The sequence below is a fragment of the Cohnella fermenti genome, assembly GCF_004801405.1.
In the GTDB taxonomy this organism is placed as follows: Bacteria; Bacillota; Bacilli; order Paenibacillales; family Paenibacillaceae; genus Cohnella; species Cohnella fermenti.
On sequence record NZ_SSOB01000054.1, the window covers coordinates 14,427 to 33,140 of the forward strand.

The window sequence follows — 18,714 nt, forward strand, 5'->3', positions numbered from 1 at the left end:
AATGACGGAAGATACGATAGCGGCGGTAGCGACAGCGCTTGGAGAGGGAAGCATCGCCGTCGTTCGGGTGAGCGGGGCGGAAGCGATCGAGCGGATCGCCCCATTGTTCAAGTCGAAGACGGATCTGCGCGAGGCGGATTCGCATACGGTGCATTACGGCTTGATTCGGGACCCGATGGACGGCTCGGTTCTGGACGAAGTGCTGGTGACGGTGATGAAGGGACCGCGTTCGTTCACGGCGGAGGATGTCGTCGAGATCAGCACGCATGGGGGCATCGTCGCGGTTCAAGCGGTGCTTGAGCTTGTCCTGAGAAGCGGCGTGCGGATGGCGGAGCCGGGAGAGTTCACGAAGCGGGCGTTCTTGAACGGGCGCATCGATCTGGCGCAGGCTGAGGCGGTTATCGACCTGATCCGGTCGAAGTCAAGCCGCGCGTTCCAGGTTGCAAGGAAGCAGGCAGAAGGCGCGCTGTCGAAGCGAATCGTCCCGTTGCGCAGGCAATTGATCGAGCTGCTTGCGCATGTCGAGGTGAACATCGATTACCCCGAGCATGACGTGGTGGAGATGACGACTGCTTCCATCACCGACACGTGCGGACAGGTGAAGACGATTGTCGAGCAGCTTCTGATCACGGCGGCCGAAGGCAAAATATTGCGAGAGGGCATCGTAACGGCGATTGTCGGAAGACCGAATGCCGGCAAGTCGTCGCTGCTGAATGCGCTGGCGCAGGAGAATAAGGCGATCGTGACGGATATTCCCGGAACGACCCGGGATATTGTCGAGGAATCGGTGTCGCTCTCCGGCATTCCCCTGCGGCTTCTGGATACTGCGGGAATCCGCGAGACGAGCGATGTGGTGGAGAGAATCGGTGTCGAGCGTTCGCGCGGGGCGCTGCTCGAGGCGGATCTTATTCTGCTCGTGCTGAATCGCAACGAGGAGCTGCATGAGGATGAACGCAAGCTGCTTGAAGATTTGGTTGACCGCCCGGTCATTATCGTGTTGAATAAGAGTGATCTCGAGAATCGCTTGGATCTCGAAGAGATCGAAGCGCGATACCCGAAGGAGCGGATGGTCTCGATCTCGGCGAGAGAGGGAAGCGGGATCGACCAGTTGGAGAAGGCGGTGTCGCGTCTCTTCTTCGGAGGCAGCATCGAGAGCGGGGATCTCACGTATGTGAGCAATGCCCGGCATATCGCGCTCCTGCATCAGACCGTTCAGTCGTTAAACGATGCGATCGAGGCGGCGGACGCCGGCATCCCGATCGATCTCATTCAGATCGACTTGGCGCGTGCGTGGGAGCTGCTTGGGGAGATCGTCGGAGATTCGGTTGGAGAGTCGTTGTTGGATCAAATTTTCTCCCAATTCTGTTTGGGTAAATAGTGGAAAATATAATGGCGATAAGGAGAGTGAAAACGATGGGTTACCTGGCTGGCGAATACGACGTCATTGTCATCGGAGCGGGCCATGCCGGTTGCGAAGCGGCGCTTGCCGCCGCGCGAATGGGCTGCGAGACGTTGCTGCTCACGATCAACCTGGACATGATCGCCTTTATGCCCTGCAACCCGTCGGTCGGCGGGCCGGCGAAGGGGCATGTCGTCCGCGAGATCGATGCGCTTGGCGGAGAGATGGGAAGGAACATCGATAAGACGTTTATTCAGATGAGAATGCTGAACACGGGCAAGGGACCGGCCGTACATGCGCTGCGCGCGCAAGCGGATAAGTTCCTGTACCAGCACACGATGAAGGAGACGATCGAGAAGGAGGAGACGCTGACGCTGCGGCAAGGCATGGCCGAGGATCTGATCGTGGAGGACGGCATATGCCGCGGGGTCGTGACGAAGACGGGAGCGGAGTATCGGGCGAAGACCGTCGTGCTCACAACCGGCACCTACCTTCGAGGCAAGGTTATTATGGGCGAATTGATGTACGAGAGCGGGCCGAACAATCAGCAGCCGGCGGTTAAGCTGTCGGAATCGCTGCGCAATCTCGGCATCCAACTCGTTCGCTTCAAGACGGGCACCCCGCCGCGCGTCCATCAGGATACGATCGACTTCAGCAAGACGGAGATCCAGCCCGGCGACGAGAAGCCGAAGTACTTCTCGTTCGAGACGGAGTATATGGAACGTTCCAACGAGCAGCTTCCTTGCTGGCTTACGTATACTTCCGAGGATACGCACCGGATCATCAACGACAATCTCCACCGCGCTCCGATGTTCTCGGGGGCGATCGAAGGGACGGGGCCGCGTTATTGCCCGTCGATCGAAGACAAGATCGTTCGCTTCGCCGACAAGCCGAAGCATCAGATCTTCCTCGAGCCGGAAGGACGCAATACGAAGGAATACTACGTTCAAGGCCTGTCGACAAGCATGCCGGAAGACGTTCAATTACAAATTCTGCGTTCGATTCCGGGCCTGGAGAAGGTCGAGATGATGAGAACGGGCTATGCGATCGAATACGATGCGGTTGTTCCGACACAGTTGTGGCCGTCGCTGGAGATGAAGCTTGTGCCGAATCTGTTCACGGCCGGACAGATCAACGGAACGTCGGGCTACGAAGAAGCTGCCGGACAAGGAATTATGGCCGGCATTAACGCCGCTCGCAAGGCGAAGGGCGAAGAGCCGGTCATCATTGACCGTTCCGCCGGTTATATCGGCGTTATGATCGACGACCTCGTAACGAAGGGGACGAACGAGCCGTATCGCCTGCTCACATCGAGAGCGGAGTATCGGCTGCTGCTTCGCCATGACAATGCGGACCTGCGCCTGACGCCGATCGGCCGGGAGATCGGCTTGATCACGGAAGCCCGCTATGAGAAGTTCCTGGAGAAGAAGGCGCTCGTGGAAGGGGAGCTGGTCCGGTTGAAGGAGACGAAGTTCCGTCCGGACGAAGCGGTGCAAGCAATGCTGGCCGGCCTCGACTCCGCGCCGATTCAGAACACGACGGATGGGCTGACGTTGCTCCGCAGGCCGGAGGTAACCTACACCGATCTGGAACGATTGTCCCCGTCTCCCGTCGAATTGACGGAAGATATGAAGGAACAAGTCGAGATTCAGACGAAGTACACCGGTTATATCGAGAAGCAACTGCTTCAGGTCGAACGGCTGAGCAAGATGGAGAAGAAAAAGATACCGGACGATATCGACTACTCGGTTATTCACGGCTTGGCAACGGAAGCGAGGCAGAAGCTCGATAAGATTCGTCCGCTGTCCATCGGCCAGGCTTCGCGAATCTCCGGCGTCACTCCGGCGGATCTCTCGATTCTGCTTGTTCACTTGGAGCATTACAACCGGGTTACGGCTGCGAGGAGCTCTTGATGTACGATCCGGCGAATTGGCTTCAGCAACAGGCTGGACAGATGGGAATCGTCCTGTCCGAGGAGCAATTGTCGCAGTTCGAGCGTTATTATGAGCTGCTGGTGGAATGGAACGAGAAAATGAATCTGACAGGGATTACGGAACGGGGTGCCGTGTACGAGAAGCACTTCTACGACTCCCTCACCGTGGCGTCGGCGGTGGAACTGTCGGCAGAGGGAACGAAGCTGGCCGACATCGGTTCCGGGGCCGGCTTCCCGTCCATTCCGCTTAAGATTGCTTTCCCAACATTAAAGATAACGATTGTCGATTCCTTGGCGAAGAGAATTCGGTTCCTTGAGGAAGTCGTCAAGCAACTGGGGCTGCGGAATGTCGACTGCGTTCATGGAAGAGCGGAGGACATTGCGAGACTGGCCGAACACCGGGATCGCTATGACGTCGTGACGGCAAGAGCCGTCGCTCGTCTTGCCGGATTGAACGAGCTCTGCCTTCCGTTCGCGAAGACCGGAGGCGCGTTCGTCTCGATGAAGGGGTCCGACATTCAGGAGGAGCTGAGCGAGAGCCGATTCAGCCTGGATAAGCTGGGCGCGAAGCTGACAGAGGTGAAGCGCCTTGAGCTTCCGCTCGAACAATCCGAGCGCCATCTTGTTGTTATCGCGAAGATTGGCGCTACGCCGAAGATCTACCCGCGCAAAGCAGGGATGCCGTTAAAATCGCCGCTCGTATCGTCATCATCATCCGGCGCTTCACACGGAGTTCGACTTTAGCTGGGATGCATGGGGAAGTATGGGGAAGCACCCTAATGTTCCACGTGAAACATCAACTTCCAACGAAGGAGGTGTTTCACGTGGAACATTTTTTATTTTCGGCACGCATGGCAAAACGCATGGTGAAATCTTCTTTTGCTATGAAAGTTTTTTCAATAGAAGGAAATGGCGATGACGCATCGAATGTATTATAATATAAAAGAACCGGTGTGCCGCTCATGCGCCCAAAGGCGCGAAATGGCGGCGCTTTTTTCGTCAAAACGTCGGAAAGATGAAGCTGGATCGTCCCTTTATTCTATTAAAACTTCTGCAAAGCTTCTTCGGCGTCTCCGAATGCCGAAGGCATTTCTGCTTGAACTATCAGAGGGAATAGGCGAACCTGGCTTGTTCTGCTCTGGTACTTGCGTTTATAAGTTTAGAAGAACGTGGTGGTCCTAATAACATGAGAGAACCGTTATCGCGTATTTTTGGACTGTCGGAGCGAAGCGGCCAAGAAGAAGTACGGCAAATAGCTATAACGGACATTGTTCCAAGTCCTTATCAACCGCGTTCGGTGTTCGATGACGAGAAGCTCGAGGAGCTCTGTCAGACCATCAAGACCCATGGCGTCATTCAGCCTATCGTCGTTCGGCTGCGCAATGGCAAACATGAGATCATCGCCGGCGAGAGAAGATGGCGGGCGGTAACGCGGCTCGGTTGGGAGCAGATCCCGGCGATCATTCGCGAGATCAACGATTCCCAAGCGGCTTCGGTGGCGCTGATCGAGAACCTTCAACGCGAGAATCTGACGGCAGTTGAAGAAGCGGTTGCGTATCAGAAGCTGATGGAATTGCATGAATTGACGCAAGAGAGTCTGGCCCAGCGGCTAGGCAAGAGTCAATCCACAATTGCAAACAAGATTCGTCTGCTGCAGCTTGGAGATACCGTGAAGAATGCGCTCATGGAGCGGAAGATCACGGAACGGCATGCGAGAGCGATGCTGGCGCTGCCCGACGAAGAATCGCAGATCAAGATTCTCAATGAAGTTATTGAGAAGGAATTGAACGTGAAGCAGACGGAGATGCGAATTGCCTTCCTGCTCGAATTGAACAAGAAGCCGAAGAGTCGCCGGGTATCCTTCACGAAGGACATTCGATTGGCGATCAATACGATTCGTCAATCGGTCGATATGGTGAACACATCGGGTATTCCGATCAAGTCCACCGAACGCGATTGCGACGACCATATCGAGATTGTCATTCACATTCCGAAGAAAAAGTAAGAAGTTAGCACGGCGCAGGCTTAGGTTTGGGGAGAGCCTGCGAAGGCAGTAAATAATGAGGTGAATGTTTTGTCTAAGATTATTGCCGTTGCCAATCAGAAGGGCGGTGTCGGGAAGACGACCACCGCCGTTAATCTGGGAGCTTGCTTATCGACGCTTGGACGCCGGGTTCTGATTGTCGATATTGACCCTCAAGGCAACACGACAAGCGGAATAGGGGTAAGCAAGGCGGATGCCGAATACTGTATTTACGACATCTTGATCAACGACGTGCATCCGAAGCAAGCAATCGTCGAGACGGGGTTGCCGAATCTGAAGATGATTCCCGCGACGATTCAATTGGCCGGCGCCGAGATCGAGCTCGTTCCGACGATCTCCCGGGAGATCAGACTGAAGAAGGCATTAGGTCTGGTCCGGGATGAGTTCGATTACATCTTGATCGATTGTCCGCCTTCGCTCGGAATTCTGACGATCAATTCGCTGACGGCGGCGGATTCGGTCTTGATTCCGATTCAATGCGAATATTATGCCCTGGAAGGATTAAGCCAACTGCTTAATACGATCAGGCTTGTTCAGAAGCATCTCAATACGACGCTTCAGATCGAAGGCGTTCTGCTCACGATGTTCGATGCCAGGACGAATCTGGGCATTCAAGTTATCGAAGAGGTCAAGAAGTACTTCCAGCAGAAGGTTTACCAGACGGTTATTCCGCGGAATGTTCGTCTGAGCGAAGCGCCTTCCCATGGTCAATCTATCATTACTTACGATCCCAAATCCAAAGGCGCCGAGGTGTATCTCGAGCTGGCTAAGGAAGTGATTACGTATGAGCAAGCGGCTAGGTAAAGGGCTTGAAGCACTCATTCCTTCACTCTCCGTCAAGGAAGACGACAAAGTTGTAGAGATTCCTCTGAACCAGTTGCGGGCGAATCCGTACCAGCCGCGGAAGACATTCGATGAAGAGGCGATCAAGGAGCTTGCGGAGTCGATTCGCGAGCATGGCGTCATCCAGCCGATCGTTGTCCGAACCGCGTTAAGGGGATTCGAGATCATCGCGGGGGAGAGGCGCTTCCGTGCTTCTCAGTTGCTGGGCAATCCGACGATTCCGGCGGTCGTCCGAACGTATAACGATCAGCAGGTTATGGAGATCGCTCTGATCGAGAACGTTCAGAGAGAGGATCTTAACGCGATTGAAGTCGCGATTGCTTATCAAGCGATTATGGACCAATTCTCCCTTACCCAGGAAGAGCTGTCGCTTAAGGTAGGCAAGTCGAGATCGCACATCGCCAACTTCCTGCGACTCTTAAGTTTGCCGGAAGAGATCAAAGATTATGTTTCACGTGGAACATTGTCGATGGGACACGCCAGGGCGCTTGCGGGAATCAAGGACGAGGGCAAGAAGCGGCAGTTGGCCAAGCTGTGCGTGTCGAGCGGGTGGAGCGTTCGCGAGCTGGAGGATGCGGTGCAACAGCCGGAGACGAAGGGCAAGGAGAAGCCGAAGACGAAGGCGAAGAAGAGAGACCCTTATATCGAAGAGGTTGAGCATTCGCTCCGGGAGAAGTTCCAGACGACCGTGAAGATCAAGCCGAACAAGGATAAGGGTCATATCGAGCTTGCTTATTACAGCCAAGGCGATCTGGAGAGACTGCTGGAACTGCTCAAGGCTCTTGCATAAACAGGCACAGAGAGATAGCATACCTGAGTTGTATTCTTCCAGGGGAAGGATTACACTTAGGTATGCTATCCTTGCGTCAGGAAGACGTTAGCGGAGGACATCCGATGAGTGAATCCATCATCTATCTAGATAATGCGGCCACTTCTTGGCCGAAGCCCCCATCCGTTCATGAAGCGATGGAGAGATGCTTAAGAGAAGCTGCAGCCAACCCCGGCAGAGGCAGCCACCGGATGGCCGTTCAAGCGAGCCGAGTGCTGTTCGAGGGGCGCAAGCAGTTGGCGAAGCTGTTCCGGGTGGCCAACCCCAACGATATCGCTTTTACATTAAATACGACTCATTCGTTAAATATCGCTATTCAGGGATGGCTCAGGCCGGGAGATCATGTGATCGCGACGAGCCTTGAGCACAATTCTATTCGCAGGCCGTTAGAAGCGCTTAAGAGGAAAATAGGAATCGAGATTACGTATGTCGAGCCTGACATTGTTGGAGCGGTTCGCGCCGCCTCCGTTGAAGAAGCGATTCGGCCGAATACGACGTTGATCGCGGTTACGCACAGCTCCAATCTGCTGGGAACGATTACGCCGATTGGGGAGATTGGCGAAGTCGCAAGAAGAAGAGGCGTGAAGCTGCTGGTCGATGCGGCTCAGAGCGCCGGAGTGCTCGATATCGACGTCGAGGCGATGGGGATCGACATGCTTGCTTTTCCCGGGCATAAGGGGTTGATGGGACCGCAAGGAACGGGCGGATTATACTTGCACCCGGAACTGGAAGTGGAGCCGCTTATGCAAGGAGGGACAGGAAGCAGCTCGGAATCGCCGGAGCAGCCGCACACCAGACCGGATCGTTACGAGGCGGGAACGCCGAACACGGTCGGAATCGCCGGATTGACCGCAGGCGTGAGATTCATTCTGGAGCAGTCGACGGAGAAGATCCATCGGAGAGAGTCGGAGCTGACCCGCGCACTCTTGGAGGGGCTCGGATCGGTTGAAGGCGTCGTGCTTCTGGGACCGGGGGTCGAGGTCGAGCGCACGGCGATTGTCTCCTTCTTGATCGAAGGAGCCGACCCGGCCTTGACCGCGTTCGATCTGGACAAGCAATATGGGATCGCCGTCCGCGCAGGCTTCCACTGCACACCGCTCGGACATCGGACTGTCGGAACGACCGCGACGGGGGCGGTGCGCGTAAGCCCGGGATATTTTACGACCGAATCGGATATCGTATCCATGATAGAGGCGACGAAGGAGCTCGCCCGCGCGTACGGCAAGTCCCATAGATAATAGAGGCAGCAAGATCATCCGATATGGGGAACATGGGGGATTCAGGCATGAATGGATTGGACGATAACGCGTGGCTGGCCATTGCAGCGGGCGAAGGACTGTTGATTGTTGTTCTATTGGTATGGGTAAGCATTCTGAGCGGCAAGCTGAAGCGGTTGGGCAAGGCGCACCGGCAGATGATCGGCGAGACGGGCGTTCCCGAGCTGGAATCCGTTCTGGATCGCCTGCACGGGCGGATCGGAGCTCTGGAGGGCGATCGCAAGCAGCAGAACGACCGCCTCGAGACGCAAGAGAAACGCCTGTCCGCGCTCAAAGGGCGAATAGGCGTTCATCGATTTAACGCATTCTCGGATTCCGGCAGCGACCTAAGCTTCTCCGTTGCCTTCGTGAACGACAATCAAGACGGAGTCGTTATTACGGGCATATACGGAAGGGAACAGACGTTCCTGTATGCCAAGCCGCTCGATAAGGGCCAATCCGCTTATATGCTCTCTCCGGAAGAGAAGATCGCGATCAGTCAGGCAACGCATAAGGAATAGCCGGATTCCGGCGAGAACGGCTGTTGCGGATGGCCTGGCGGATGGACGCTGCGATGATGTCGGACATCTTCATGACGAGATTAAGCCGTGTATTCTGCAGAACGAAGTATTCCATGAAGCCGCCGACATTCACGATGCCCGTGAGATGGACGTCGCCGACAGGAGGCAGGTCCTTGTTCACGCCGGCCCCGGGACGAACCGGTCCGCTGCCAAGCTGAATGCAGCCGACGCTGGACACTTGCCCCAAGCAGGCATCCACGGCGATGACATAAGGATGAGGGATATTGCGGGCGATCTTCTCGAGCGTGTCGCTCAGGTTCATGGCATGAACGGGGTCATCCAGCGTTCCGTATAGATCGAACAACGCTTGCTCGTCCCGGGACAGCGAGCTTCCGACGAGGGGGCCGAGGGAGTCACCGGTGGAACGGTCGGTGCCGACGCATACGACGACGATCCTGCGATCGTGAGGCAGCAATTCCAATTGGCTCTCCAGTCGCTGCGTTAAACGAGACAGCACCGCCGGCTCGTTGTAATGAATCTTAAGCGAGGGCGGAACCGCATCGCCGCCGATCGCACCCAATCTCTTCTCCCAAGCGCCGTTCATTCGCTTGCCTCGCCTCCTCCCATGGGGTGTTACTAGTATATGGACACAATGGCCGCTTTATACTTTATGGCTATCAACGCGTTCGCCGCGTTAGAAAGAAGGATCTATGAACCCGCTCTTGATCGCTTTCGATTCCACGCAGCAGGCGCTTCGGGCGGAGATGCTGCTCGAATACGCGGAAGTGGAGATCGATATTCGGCCGACGCCGAAGGAGATTACCGCCGGTTGCGCGTTGTCCATCGAATTCCCGCAGGAACAGTTGGAGACTGCGAAGAACGTATTGGTAACGGAAAAGGTAGAGATTCGCGGCTTGTTCCGCTTGCTTGAGCCGGGGCAGTACGAACAAATTCTGTAACGGAAGAGAGGGTTGAGGGATGAGCTTACCAGGAATGACGGGCTTGGGGTTGCCGCTGTCCGACGATCCGGGCTCGATCGAAGCCGTCATTGAAGATCACATGAACCTGTGGGAGCAGTTCCTGGACGAGATCTGGAACGGCGTCAGCGACACGGAGATGTGGATCTCCGTTCTCAAGGTCGCTCTTCGCATTCTGATGATCCTCCTCGTCAGTCGGATTGCCAGAGGAATCCTATATCGGTTCGTCGATCACATGATGACGCCGAAGTCGTCGAAGCGGCTGAAGCTGAGACCGAGAAGGGTGCAGACGGTCGGCAAGCTGGTGAAGAATGCGGTGTCCTATGTCGTCAACTTCATCGTGATTCTTCTTATTCTTGGCGAATTCAACATCAACCTGGCTCCGCTGCTCGCCGGTGCCGGCGTTATCGGGCTCGCGATCGGCTTCGGGGCGCAGAGCCTCGTGAAGGATATCATCACCGGCTTCTTCATCATTCTGGAGGATCACTTCTCCGTGGGCGACGTCATCGAGACCGGCAAGTTCAAGGGGACCGTCGAGATGATCGGATTGCGGGCGACAAGGCTTCGGAGCTGGACGGGAGAGGTGTACGTGATCCCGAACGGCTCAATCGCGGACGTCACGAATTATTCCGTCAACAATTCGCTGGCGGTCGTGGATGTATCGATTGCCGCGTCGGAGCAGTTGGACAAGGCTATGGAGGTCGTCAGAGCCGTTCTGGGACGCTTTGAGGACGTGAGCCTGATAAGTACCCCCGAGCTGCTCGGCGTGCAGACGCTGACCGCCTCGGACGTCACGCTGCGCATCACGGCGGTATGCCGTCCGAACACCCAGGCGACCGTCTCCCGGCATCTGTACGCCGAGATCAAGAAGGCGTTCGAATCGGCCCGCGATCCGCGGTATTATTCGATGGAATCGGCAGAACGAATGGGAGGGGCGTAGACTATGGAGAAAAAGACCTTCGAGCTGGGCGATATCGTTCAGATGAAGAAGCAGCACCCGTGCGGGGCGAACGAGATGGAGATTATTCGCATGGGGATGGATATCCGCATCAAGTGCGTGAAGTGCAAGCACAGCATCCTGCTGCCTCGCGCCAAGTTCGAGAAGAGCTTCAAGAAGGTGCTGCGGCCCGGAGCCGGCACGGGCGAAGAGGGGCAATTGCCGTCCGAATAATGTTTATTCGACCCCGGCAATATTTTGGTCAAGAAGGAGTTGCAAGCTTGGCCAATCTGTGATATTATTTTTCTTGCTGCGGAGAGGTACCCAAGAGGCCCAAGGGGGTTGACTCGAAATCAACTAGGCGTCGCGAGGCGTGCGTGGGTTCGAATCCCACCCTCTCCGCCATATACGAATAATCAAACCGATTCCCTACGGGAGTCGGTTTTTTGCGTATATGGCATGGGTGGGATGAGAACGGGCCGTTAAGCGAACATGCCTCACGGCATGTTCGTAGGCCCCGGCGTGATAGTCGCGATAATAGGGAATGCGCGCTCGCAAGAGTGCGTTCCCTATGCGACGGAGCGAATCCCACCCTCTCCGCCACCCAACAAAAAACGAGATGCGACCCCAAAAGGGTCGTTTTTTTGTTGGGTGGCGCAGGTGGGATGAGAACGGGCCGTTAAGCGAACATGCCTCACGGCATGTTCGTAGGCCCCGGCGTGATAGTCGCGACAACAGGGAGTGCGCTCGTAAGAGTGCGGTCCCTGTGCGACGGAGCGAATCCCACCCTCTCCGGCATATACCGTTTGCGATTCCAACCTTCGACGGATAACGTCGGAGGTTTTTCTGCCATGATGGGGGCGCTCGTTGCCAGGGATTTATGTGAAAATTCACATTGACGATGCACGGTAACGGGTGATTTGGACGATTTTATGTGAAAAATAGCATACATAGAGAAAACTCCGGCTGGAGTGGCTGGATATATGCTAAAAATCGCATAAAACGCTTCGATTGCCTCGGATTCAAGGGCGATGAATGTGAAAAATCACATAAAATCGCATGATGCGCAGGATCGAGAAGGGGGGAGGACGCTGAAGGTGCTTTTGCCCGGGGCAGGGGATCGGGACAGAGGATCGGAAAAATAACGAAGGGCCCCTTGCGGGGCCCTCCGGGCGACGTTGATGAGTTGAAGTCGTTATCCAGTCGTTGCTTCGGTTCGCGGGGCTGGCGTGAAGCAATCGGGCTTCACGTTCCGCTCTCCGCGTCAGCTCTTCGGTTCAGGGCCGATCTCTCGGCCCTAATTAGTCATGCGGAAGCGTGTCTACGGCACGTCCCTCCCATTCCTACTCCTACTCCGCTTGGCTCGTCTCTTCCTTCGGCCGTTGTTGCCTGCATGGGTTCAATGGAACCACACCTCTCTGTTCGTCGCCGATAGTTAGAATACCCGTTGGTCCGCTCAATATACGTTCCTCGTCGTTACGAATTGAATTTTTTCCACTTGCGTCGGTGGTTCGATGTCTCGGGGAATCGGTCTCCGCGATGAAGATGGATTCTCTTCGGGTTGTTGATGCCGGTGTGGAAGGACGCTTCGCCGATCTCGATATACTCGCCGTCGTTAGGCGCCCGTTGGCCGGGCTCGAATTCCGTCTGCTCACCCATGCTGCTTCACCCCCTGTGGGATAGTGTAGGGGAGAGCCGAGGGGGTTATGCATGGATATTGGCGGTTGTTCGCATTGACCCGGAAGGGGGCTTGTGATAAAGTAGGAAGGTATGCTCTTTGATTCGAATTAGATTGCATACTCCTTGCTCCTCGGCCGAGTGCGACTTGTCGTGCCGGTATTGGGAATCGGGGGGCCAAAGACCAAAAGGAGGTGAACGGAAGATGCGCAACTATGAGTTGATGTACATCATCCGTCCGGACGTGGACCAAGAAACCGTTCAAGCTGTCGTGGAGAAATTCCAAGGCATCATCGTGAACGGCGGAGAGATCGTGAAGCAGGATGTACTCGGCAAGCGCCGCCTGGCTTACGAGATCAACAAGCACCGCGACGGGACGTATGTGCTGGTTCAATTCACGTCGGATTCGGCTGTCGTGAATGAGCTTGAGCGCGTTCTGAAGATTACGGACGAAGTTATTCGTCACATGATCGTCAGAGAAGTCGTCGCTTAAGAAGAACTGACGCAACATCCTGGCGGGTGACCGCCGGTAGTCGTCATTGTTGGGAGGGAACCAACCATGTTGAACCGGGTTATTCTGATCGGACGCTTGACCAAGGACCCAGAGCTTCGCTACACGCCTGCGGGCGTGGCCGTTGCCCAATTCACGCTGGCGGTGGACCGCCCCTTCTCCCGCGATTCCGGGGGAGGAGAACGCGAACGCGAGGCGGACTTCATTCCGGTCGTGACGTGGCGCCAATTGGCCGAGACTTGCGCGAATTACCTTCGTAAGGGCCGTCTGGCCGCCGTGGAAGGGCGCATTCAAGTGCGCAACTACGAGAACAACGAAGGGCGTCGAGTCTACGTGACGGAAGTCATCGCCGACAACGTTCGTTTCCTGGAGTCGCCGAACCGCGAAGGCGGCGGCGGACAAGCACAGGGACGCGAAGATTACGGCGGCGGAGGCTATGGCGGCAACGGAGGCGGAAGCAGCGGCGGGAATTCCGGCGGCAGCTACGGCGGAGGCGGTTATGGCGGCGGCGGTGGAAGTGGAAGCCGCAGCTCCGGATCGCGCAACAGCGGGGGCATGGATCCGTTCGCGAATGACGGCAAGCCGATCGATATATCGGACGATGATCTGCCATTCTAAGGCCTGACCTGATGCAGGAACAGGCGTTGGACACGACAATGAACAGGAGTTGAATAGAATGAGCGAACAACAACAAGCAGCTCCGGCTGCTCGCGAAGAGCGCGGACCACGCGGTCCTCGCGAAGGCGGAGACGGCGCTCGCGAACCGCGCAAGTTCCGTCGCGGACGCAACAAGCGTCGTAAGGTATGCTACTTCACGGTGAACAAGATCACCCACGTCGATTACAAGGACCTGGACCTGCTCCGCAAGTTCATCAGCGAACGCGGCAAGATTCTGCCGCGCCGCGTAACCGGCACGAAGGCGAAGTACCAACGCATGCTGACGGTTGCCGTGAAGCGCGCTCGCCAAATGGCGCTGCTGCCTTACACGACGGAGTAATCGAAGCAACAGCAACAATAAACCCCTGCAGGCATCGGAAGATGGTTTGCGGGGGTTTTTCCATGCGATGCGATGAGAGTGAATGAGCGGGCGAGCGAGTGAGGCTGTGCGCTGCATCGGAGCATGGCGAGTCGGAGAATCGTGTGCAAATCGAAGAGACTTGCATCGAAGCAGCGTGAATCAGGGAATGGCGAATCGGAGAATCGGAGAATCGATGAAGCTTTCTTATCGAATCTTAAGGCTGCGATAAGATTCATTTAAGCGGCGGGGGATATTATAGCAACATAACCCCCCTCTGATATATAGATTGCTTGCCCGCTGCCGATTCGGCAGCGGGACTTTTTTTATAGTGGCGGGTTTTATGCGAAAAATCACATTGGTGCTGGTCCCGATAAGGGGGTGTTGGCCGATTATATGTGAAAAATCACATTCGTCGAGCAAATTCCGGCCAGAGATCCCGCATATATGCGAAAAATCACATAAAACGCCGCGATTGCCGCCAATCCAAGCCGATGAATATGAAAAATCACATAAAATCGAAAAAGTCATCGTTCAGGGGGCCAAGGAGGGGGAGAGCGAACAAAAAGAACCATCAAGGCGATCCTCGACCGCTCTGATGGTTCTCTCTCCTATGCCGCCGAAGGATCGGCGCGGCAAGCTTAAACCTGCTGAATCTTGATCAGGTTCGTGACGCCGGCGACACCGGCCGGGGTTCCCGCCGAGATGACGACGTAGTCGCCCTTGTGCAGGATGCCGGTGCTGCTGCCGCTGTGGAGCGCGGAGTCGATCATCTCGTCCGTCGACTCGGTCGGCTCGCCCTTGACCGGGATAACGCCCCACATGAGCGCCAGGCGGGCCAGAACCTTCGCGTCCGGAGTGATGGCGATGATCGGGGCCTTCGGGCGGTGCTTGGACACCATGCGGGCCGTATAGCCGCTCACGGTCGGCGTGAGAATCGCCTTGGCTCCGAGCTTCATCGAGGAGCTGACGACCGCTTCGCTGATCACCTCGGTGACGGTCTCGCCTTCGGCGGCCGCTTGCTTGGCGGCCGGGCTGTTGGCATACTCGTACATCGATTCGGCGCGCAGGGCGATGGTGGCCATCGTCGCGACCGATTGAACCGGGTACTTGCCCGCGGCAGACTCGCCGGAGAGCATGATGACGTCGGTGCCCTGGAGCACGGCATTCGCCGTATCGCTCACTTCCGCGCGGGTCGGGCGCGGGTTGTATTGCATCGAATCGAGCATGTGCGTTGCGACGATAACCGTCTTCCCGGCGAGGTTGCACTTCTCGATCATCTCGCGCTGGATCATCGGCACTTCCTCGACCGGAATCTCGACGCCGAGGTCGCCGCGGGCGACCATGATGCCGTCCGACGCTTCGATAATTGCGTCGAGGTTGGTGACGCCTTCCTCGTTCTCGATCTTGGAGATGATCTGAATATGCTCGGCGCCGTGCTCCTTCAGGAGCTGGCGGATCTGCAGCACGTCCTCGGCCTTGCGGACGAACGAAGCCGCGATGATGTCGACGCCTTGCTCGACACCGAACGCGATATGCTTGACGTCGCGCTCCGTTACGCCCGGCAGGGTCGTGCGAATGCCCGGCAGGTTGACGCCCTTGTTCGGCTTGATGACGCCGCCGCTCACGATGCGGCAGACGACCGTGGTCGGGGTCGTCGACTCGACCTTCAGCTCGATCAAGCCGTCGTCGATCAGAATCGTGTTGCCCGGCTTCACGACAAGCGGAAGCTCGGAGTAGTTCACGTAGATCGTCTCCGCGTCGCCTTGGATCAGCTCGGTCGTCAAGGTAAGAACATTGCCGGCGACAAGCAGATAGGAAGCTTCCTTCAGCTTGCCGATGCGAACCTCCGGTCCCTTGATGTCCATCAGGATCGGCACGATCGCTCCGGTCTCGCGCGCCGCTTGGCGAACGCGGTTCATCCGGTCGCTGTGGTCGGACAGCTCGCCATGCGCCATGTTAAGGCGAGCGCAGTTCATGCCGGCATCGATCATCTGCTTCAGTACGTCAACGGATTCGCAGGCCGGTCCCATCGTGCATATAATTTTGGTTTTGCGAAGAGTGCTCATGCGATTGATTCCCTCCAGAAATTAATGCCTCTTGGCGATATACCTCTATTCTAGTCGCTAAATTGCCGATAACATATGAACTATAGTACAATGATTGCATAATAGTACGATTGCGAAGGTGCTGCCATGCTGAAGGTGAACGATATTCGTCAGGATCGGGCCATGGAGTGGTTCACGGAAGAGAAGGGCGATCAACCCTTCTACACGCTTGTCTTCCTTCGTTACGGCAAATGCGTCTATTGGGTCAATCACGTCAAGCTCATCCTCGAGAAAGGCGATGGGCTGCTCATTCCGTACGGAACTCCCTACTACGCCAAGAGTGTACCCTCGGTGTTCCATGAGAAGTTCGTCCTGACCTTCTCGCGGAGAGATGCGGCAGGCGAAGAGCCCTCCCGGCTCGACATCCTGCAAGAGAAGAAACCGATCCGGCTGAGGATCGGTTCGCTCGATTGGATGATCGACCGGCTTCGGACGATTGCGGAGGAACGGGAGGATCGAACGTGGCTGGCGGACGTGCGGGCCGAAGCGATTCTCGCGGAGGTGCTCGTGCTCTGGAGCCGGGAACGGCGGCAAGGGCCGGTCAGCGCGGCGGTGGATTACAATGCGCAGCGAATGAAGGATTACATTCAGGAGTATTACCGGGAACGCATCACGAAGGACATTCTTGGGGCGCACATCGGTCGCAGCCCGAACTATGCCGCCTCCCTCTTCCGAAGGGCGACCGGCCAGACGATCAGCGAATACGTGCACGCCACGCGCATGAAGAAGGCCGTCTACCTGCTCAAGGATTCGCTTCTGACCGCCGGGGACATCTCCGAGATGCTCGGATACCGCGATGTATCGTACTTCAATCGGCTGTTCAAGAAGCTGACGGGCAAGAATCCCTCGGATTACAGATAAGAGCTCGGCTGGCACGATTAGGAGGCGGTCCGGATGCAACCGGAACCGTCTCTCTCTCGTTATATTCATGATAGTTAACAACTAAGAGAATAATAGAGAGGGAAGAGAACATACATCGTGAACAAGCATCGTGGAAAATGGATCGCAGCCTGTTGTCTCGTCATCGTTCTTCTCATCGCATCTTGCATAGGCTACTTCAATCGCGGCGCGTTGGCCGCGTGGGGGTTCGACGCATTCCTGTCCGACAAGCTGGAGAATCAGTTGGCGGACACGTATCAGCCGCTGACGGATCGTCCGGATCCGTCAGCGGAAGAGCCCGTCGTCAAGGTCGCCGAAGAGCCGTTCTCCCTGCTCATGATGGGCGTCGACGCCCGGCCGGGGCAGAAGGCCGGACGTTCGGACACGCTGATCTACACCGTTGTGCGCCCGACGGACGGCAATGCGCTGATGGTGTCCATTCCCCGGGATACGTACGCGGAGATCGTCGGGAAGGACAAGCAGGACAAGATTACGCACGCCTACGCGTACGGAGGGCCGGAGATGGCGGTGAACAGCGTGGAGAAGCTGCTTGACGCTCCTATCGGCCACTACGCCTCGATCAACTTCGAGGGGTTCGTCCAGATGGTCGATACGCTCGGCGGCATTGCCCTTCCGATCACCGAGGACATCGTCAACAAGGGAGCGGATCACGAGAAGTTCACGATCAAGGCGGGACAGAGCTCCTACTCCGGAGAAGAAGCGCTCAACTACGTCCGATATCGCGAGGATGCGGGCGGCGACGTCTCGCGGACCGAACGCAACCGTATTTTCCTCGAGGCGCTTATGCACAAGGCAACATCGCTCCAGCAATGGAACCATATCACCGAGCTGCTCGGCATCGTCGGCGACAACTTCCGAACCGATCTCCAGCCCTCGGAGCTGACCGGACTAGCCAAGCAATTCCTGCAGACAGAGCTCCATATTCGCAGCTATACTCTTCATGGGACAGGTGCCCGCATGGGCAAGCAGAACCTGTGGTACTTCGTCGCGGACGAACAGGACCTGAACGACGTTCGAACGACGATCGCGCGTTGGATGGACCCGGCGACTTCGGCTGCGGATCTGACGATTCCGGGCGAAGAAGCGGCAGACGCTCCGGCTTCCTCCGATCGGCCGGCGGCGGAGTAGAGAAGCGAACGGACACGAAATGTTTAGAAAATAATGGAAGTCGCGCATAGTGCCGTCCCGCGGCCCCGTGTTATAATGGAAGACGGCATAGATAGGTCCCTGACAGAGGAGAGGTATCGATGAACATCGCTTTTTTCCTTCTGCCGAAGCAGGAGGTCGTCTGTGTGAAGGAGGACGCGACCCTCAGACAGACGCTGGAGAGAATGGAGCATTACCGGTACACGGCCGTTCCGGTGCTGACCGCGGAAGGCAAGTACGTCGGCACGGTAACGGAGGGCGACCTGCTCTGGTTCATGAAGAATCATCTGGACCTCAGCTTCGACCAAGCGCATCGGGTGCTGCTGTCCGAAGTGCCGCTGCGCCTGAACAATCGCCCCGTAAGAATCGACGCGAACATGGAGGACTTGATCTCCCTCGCGAAGACGCAGAACTTCGTCCCCGTCGTTGACGACATGAGCAGTTTTATCGGAATCGTACGCCGAAGCGACATTATCGATTATTGCGAGAGACTTCTTCTTGCTCCGGCGACGGATGAGAAGCCTCTCGGAAGGGAAGCCTAAGAGCATATAAGCCCAAGGCGGCATGCCATGGAGGTCCGAATGACCAACAATCCGAGATCCCGGCGCGGGGTCCCCG

At 56.5% G+C, this 18,714-nt stretch carries 20 protein-coding genes and 1 tRNA gene; 18 read left to right on the forward strand and 3 right to left on the reverse strand.

Going from position 1 to position 18,714, the window contains the following annotated elements; genetic code table 11:
- Position 1 precedes the first annotated feature (1 nt).
- The 8 genes from mnmE to E6C55_RS28875 all read left to right on the forward strand — a co-directional run bounded on the left by mnmE (position 2) and on the right by E6C55_RS28875 (position 8,825).
- Positions 2-1,378, forward strand: coding sequence for a tRNA uridine-5-carboxymethylaminomethyl(34) synthesis GTPase MnmE (mnmE, locus tag E6C55_RS28840; protein ID WP_136373300.1), 1,377 nt, complete (start codon positions 2-4; stop codon positions 1,376-1,378).
- Between the two features lie 35 nt (positions 1,379-1,413).
- Positions 1,414-3,312, forward strand: coding sequence for a tRNA uridine-5-carboxymethylaminomethyl(34) synthesis enzyme MnmG (gene mnmG / locus E6C55_RS28845; protein ID WP_136373301.1), 1,899 nt, complete (start codon positions 1,414-1,416; stop codon positions 3,310-3,312).
- Complete coding sequence (gene rsmG / locus E6C55_RS28850) at positions 3,312-4,076, forward strand: 16S rRNA (guanine(527)-N(7))-methyltransferase RsmG (protein WP_136373302.1); 765 nt, start codon at positions 3,312-3,314, stop codon at positions 4,074-4,076. Before mnmG ends, rsmG begins: the two co-directional genes overlap by 1 nt.
- A 442-nt stretch (positions 4,077-4,518) precedes the next feature.
- Positions 4,519-5,337 (forward strand): nucleoid occlusion protein, encoded by an 819-nt coding sequence (gene noc / locus E6C55_RS28855; RefSeq protein ID WP_136373303.1) that lies wholly within the window; start codon positions 4,519-4,521, stop codon positions 5,335-5,337.
- Positions 5,338-5,406: 69 nt separating this feature from the next.
- Entirely contained in the window at positions 5,407-6,180 is a 774-nt protein-coding gene (locus E6C55_RS28860) for a ParA family protein (protein ID WP_136373304.1), read from the forward strand.
- Entirely contained in the window at positions 6,161-7,009 is an 849-nt protein-coding gene (locus E6C55_RS28865; protein WP_136373305.1) for a ParB/RepB/Spo0J family partition protein, read from the forward strand. The genes E6C55_RS28860 and E6C55_RS28865 overlap by 20 nt, the downstream gene beginning before the upstream one ends.
- 104 nt (positions 7,010-7,113) lie before the next feature.
- A complete protein-coding gene (locus E6C55_RS28870) occupies positions 7,114-8,286 on the forward strand; it encodes an aminotransferase class V-fold PLP-dependent enzyme (protein ID WP_136373306.1) in 1,173 nt (390 codons plus the stop codon).
- A 47-nt stretch (positions 8,287-8,333) separates the two neighbouring features.
- Positions 8,334-8,825 (forward strand): DUF4446 family protein, encoded by a 492-nt coding sequence (locus E6C55_RS28875; protein ID WP_168735931.1) that lies wholly within the window; start codon positions 8,334-8,336, stop codon positions 8,823-8,825.
- Here the strand turns inward: E6C55_RS28875 and yyaC are convergent.
- Positions 8,800-9,429: a spore protease YyaC gene (yyaC, locus tag E6C55_RS28880; protein ID WP_136373308.1), complete on the reverse strand. Its 630-nt coding sequence runs from the start codon at positions 9,427-9,429 to the stop codon at positions 8,800-8,802. The two genes, E6C55_RS28875 and yyaC, sit on opposite strands and share 26 nt — an antisense overlap.
- Positions 9,430-9,535: 106 nt before the next feature.
- On the opposite strand from yyaC, the gene E6C55_RS28885 reads away from it, so the two are divergent.
- The 4 genes from E6C55_RS28885 to E6C55_RS28900 all read left to right on the forward strand — a co-directional run bounded on the left by E6C55_RS28885 (position 9,536) and on the right by E6C55_RS28900 (position 11,144).
- Complete coding sequence (locus E6C55_RS28885; RefSeq protein WP_136373309.1) at positions 9,536-9,784, forward strand: DUF3343 domain-containing protein; 249 nt, start codon at positions 9,536-9,538, stop codon at positions 9,782-9,784.
- 19 nt (positions 9,785-9,803) lie between these two features.
- Complete coding sequence (locus E6C55_RS28890) at positions 9,804-10,742, forward strand: mechanosensitive ion channel family protein (RefSeq protein WP_230986906.1); 939 nt, start codon at positions 9,804-9,806, stop codon at positions 10,740-10,742.
- A gap of 3 nt (positions 10,743-10,745) precedes the next feature.
- The gene (locus E6C55_RS28895) at positions 10,746-10,973 is read left to right on the forward strand and encodes a DUF951 domain-containing protein (protein WP_136373310.1); all 228 of its coding nucleotides are present in this window, start codon (positions 10,746-10,748) and stop codon (positions 10,971-10,973) included.
- A gap of 80 nt (positions 10,974-11,053) precedes the next feature.
- A tRNA-Ser gene (locus E6C55_RS28900) sits at positions 11,054-11,144 on the forward strand.
- 1,071 nt (positions 11,145-12,215) lie between these two features.
- Here E6C55_RS28900 and E6C55_RS28905 read toward each other — a convergent pair.
- Positions 12,216-12,398, reverse strand: a complete 183-nt coding sequence (locus tag E6C55_RS28905; protein WP_136373311.1) for a YjzC family protein — start codon at positions 12,396-12,398, stop codon at positions 12,216-12,218.
- A gap of 223 nt (positions 12,399-12,621) precedes the next feature.
- Here E6C55_RS28905 and rpsF point away from each other — a divergent pair, with 223 nt between their 5' ends.
- The 3 genes from rpsF to rpsR all read left to right on the forward strand — a co-directional run bounded on the left by rpsF (position 12,622) and on the right by rpsR (position 13,924).
- The gene (gene rpsF, locus E6C55_RS28910) at positions 12,622-12,909 is read left to right on the forward strand and encodes a 30S ribosomal protein S6 (RefSeq protein WP_136373312.1); all 288 of its coding nucleotides are present in this window, start codon (positions 12,622-12,624) and stop codon (positions 12,907-12,909) included.
- 66 nt (positions 12,910-12,975) lie between these two features.
- Positions 12,976-13,545 carry a single-stranded DNA-binding protein gene (ssb, locus tag E6C55_RS28915; protein ID WP_136373313.1) on the forward strand — a complete coding sequence of 190 codons (570 nt, stop codon included), beginning with the start codon at positions 12,976-12,978 and terminating at the stop codon, positions 13,543-13,545.
- 58 nt (positions 13,546-13,603) lie between these two features.
- Positions 13,604-13,924: a 30S ribosomal protein S18 gene (gene rpsR, locus E6C55_RS28920; RefSeq protein WP_136373314.1), complete on the forward strand. Its 321-nt coding sequence runs from the start codon at positions 13,604-13,606 to the stop codon at positions 13,922-13,924.
- 659 nt (positions 13,925-14,583) lie between these two features.
- Here rpsR and pyk read toward each other — a convergent pair.
- Positions 14,584-16,011, reverse strand: coding sequence for a pyruvate kinase (pyk, locus tag E6C55_RS28925; protein WP_136373315.1), 1,428 nt, complete (start codon positions 16,009-16,011; stop codon positions 14,584-14,586).
- A gap of 126 nt (positions 16,012-16,137) precedes the next feature.
- Here pyk and E6C55_RS28930 point away from each other — a divergent pair, with 126 nt between their 5' ends.
- From E6C55_RS28930 to E6C55_RS28940, 3 genes are all read left to right on the forward strand, one after another.
- Positions 16,138-16,911, forward strand: coding sequence for a helix-turn-helix transcriptional regulator (locus tag E6C55_RS28930; protein WP_136373316.1), 774 nt, complete (start codon positions 16,138-16,140; stop codon positions 16,909-16,911).
- Positions 16,912-17,028: 117 nt separating this feature from the next.
- On the forward strand, positions 17,029-18,078 hold the full coding sequence (locus tag E6C55_RS28935; protein WP_230986907.1) for an LCP family protein: 1,050 nt from the start codon (positions 17,029-17,031) through the stop codon (positions 18,076-18,078).
- A gap of 119 nt (positions 18,079-18,197) precedes the next feature.
- On the forward strand, positions 18,198-18,638 hold the full coding sequence (locus E6C55_RS28940; RefSeq protein WP_136373317.1) for a CBS domain-containing protein: 441 nt from the start codon (positions 18,198-18,200) through the stop codon (positions 18,636-18,638).
- Positions 18,639-18,714: the final 76 nt, after the last annotated feature.

Coding starts and splice junctions, on each gene's coding strand:
- ssb (WP_136373313.1), top strand. CDS start 12,976: ATGTTGAACCGGGTTATTCTGATCGGACGCTTGACCAAGGACCCAGAG.
- E6C55_RS28870 (WP_136373306.1), top strand. CDS start 7,114: ATGAGTGAATCCATCATCTATCTAGATAATGCGGCCACTTCTTGGCCG.
- E6C55_RS28895 (WP_136373310.1), top strand. CDS start 10,746: ATGGAGAAAAAGACCTTCGAGCTGGGCGATATCGTTCAGATGAAGAAG.
- E6C55_RS28905 (WP_136373311.1), bottom strand. CDS start 12,398: ATGGGTGAGCAGACGGAATTCGAGCCCGGCCAACGGGCGCCTAACGAC.
- pyk (WP_136373315.1), bottom strand. CDS start 16,011: ATGAGCACTCTTCGCAAAACCAAAATTATATGCACGATGGGACCGGCC.
- mnmG (WP_136373301.1), top strand. CDS start 1,414: ATGGGTTACCTGGCTGGCGAATACGACGTCATTGTCATCGGAGCGGGC.
- E6C55_RS28940 (WP_136373317.1), top strand. CDS start 18,198: ATGAACATCGCTTTTTTCCTTCTGCCGAAGCAGGAGGTCGTCTGTGTG.
- rpsR (WP_136373314.1), top strand. CDS start 13,604: ATGAGCGAACAACAACAAGCAGCTCCGGCTGCTCGCGAAGAGCGCGGA.
- E6C55_RS28930 (WP_136373316.1), top strand. CDS start 16,138: ATGCTGAAGGTGAACGATATTCGTCAGGATCGGGCCATGGAGTGGTTC.
- mnmE (WP_136373300.1), top strand. CDS start 2: ATGACGGAAGATACGATAGCGGCGGTAGCGACAGCGCTTGGAGAGGGA.
- yyaC (WP_136373308.1), bottom strand. CDS start 9,429: ATGAACGGCGCTTGGGAGAAGAGATTGGGTGCGATCGGCGGCGATGCG.
- E6C55_RS28890 (WP_230986906.1), top strand. CDS start 9,804: ATGAGCTTACCAGGAATGACGGGCTTGGGGTTGCCGCTGTCCGACGAT.
- noc (WP_136373303.1), top strand. CDS start 4,519: ATGAGAGAACCGTTATCGCGTATTTTTGGACTGTCGGAGCGAAGCGGC.
- rsmG (WP_136373302.1), top strand. CDS start 3,312: ATGTACGATCCGGCGAATTGGCTTCAGCAACAGGCTGGACAGATGGGA.
- E6C55_RS28885 (WP_136373309.1), top strand. CDS start 9,536: ATGAACCCGCTCTTGATCGCTTTCGATTCCACGCAGCAGGCGCTTCGG.
- rpsF (WP_136373312.1), top strand. CDS start 12,622: ATGCGCAACTATGAGTTGATGTACATCATCCGTCCGGACGTGGACCAA.
- E6C55_RS28875 (WP_168735931.1), top strand. CDS start 8,334: ATGAATGGATTGGACGATAACGCGTGGCTGGCCATTGCAGCGGGCGAA.
- E6C55_RS28865 (WP_136373305.1), top strand. CDS start 6,161: ATGAGCAAGCGGCTAGGTAAAGGGCTTGAAGCACTCATTCCTTCACTC.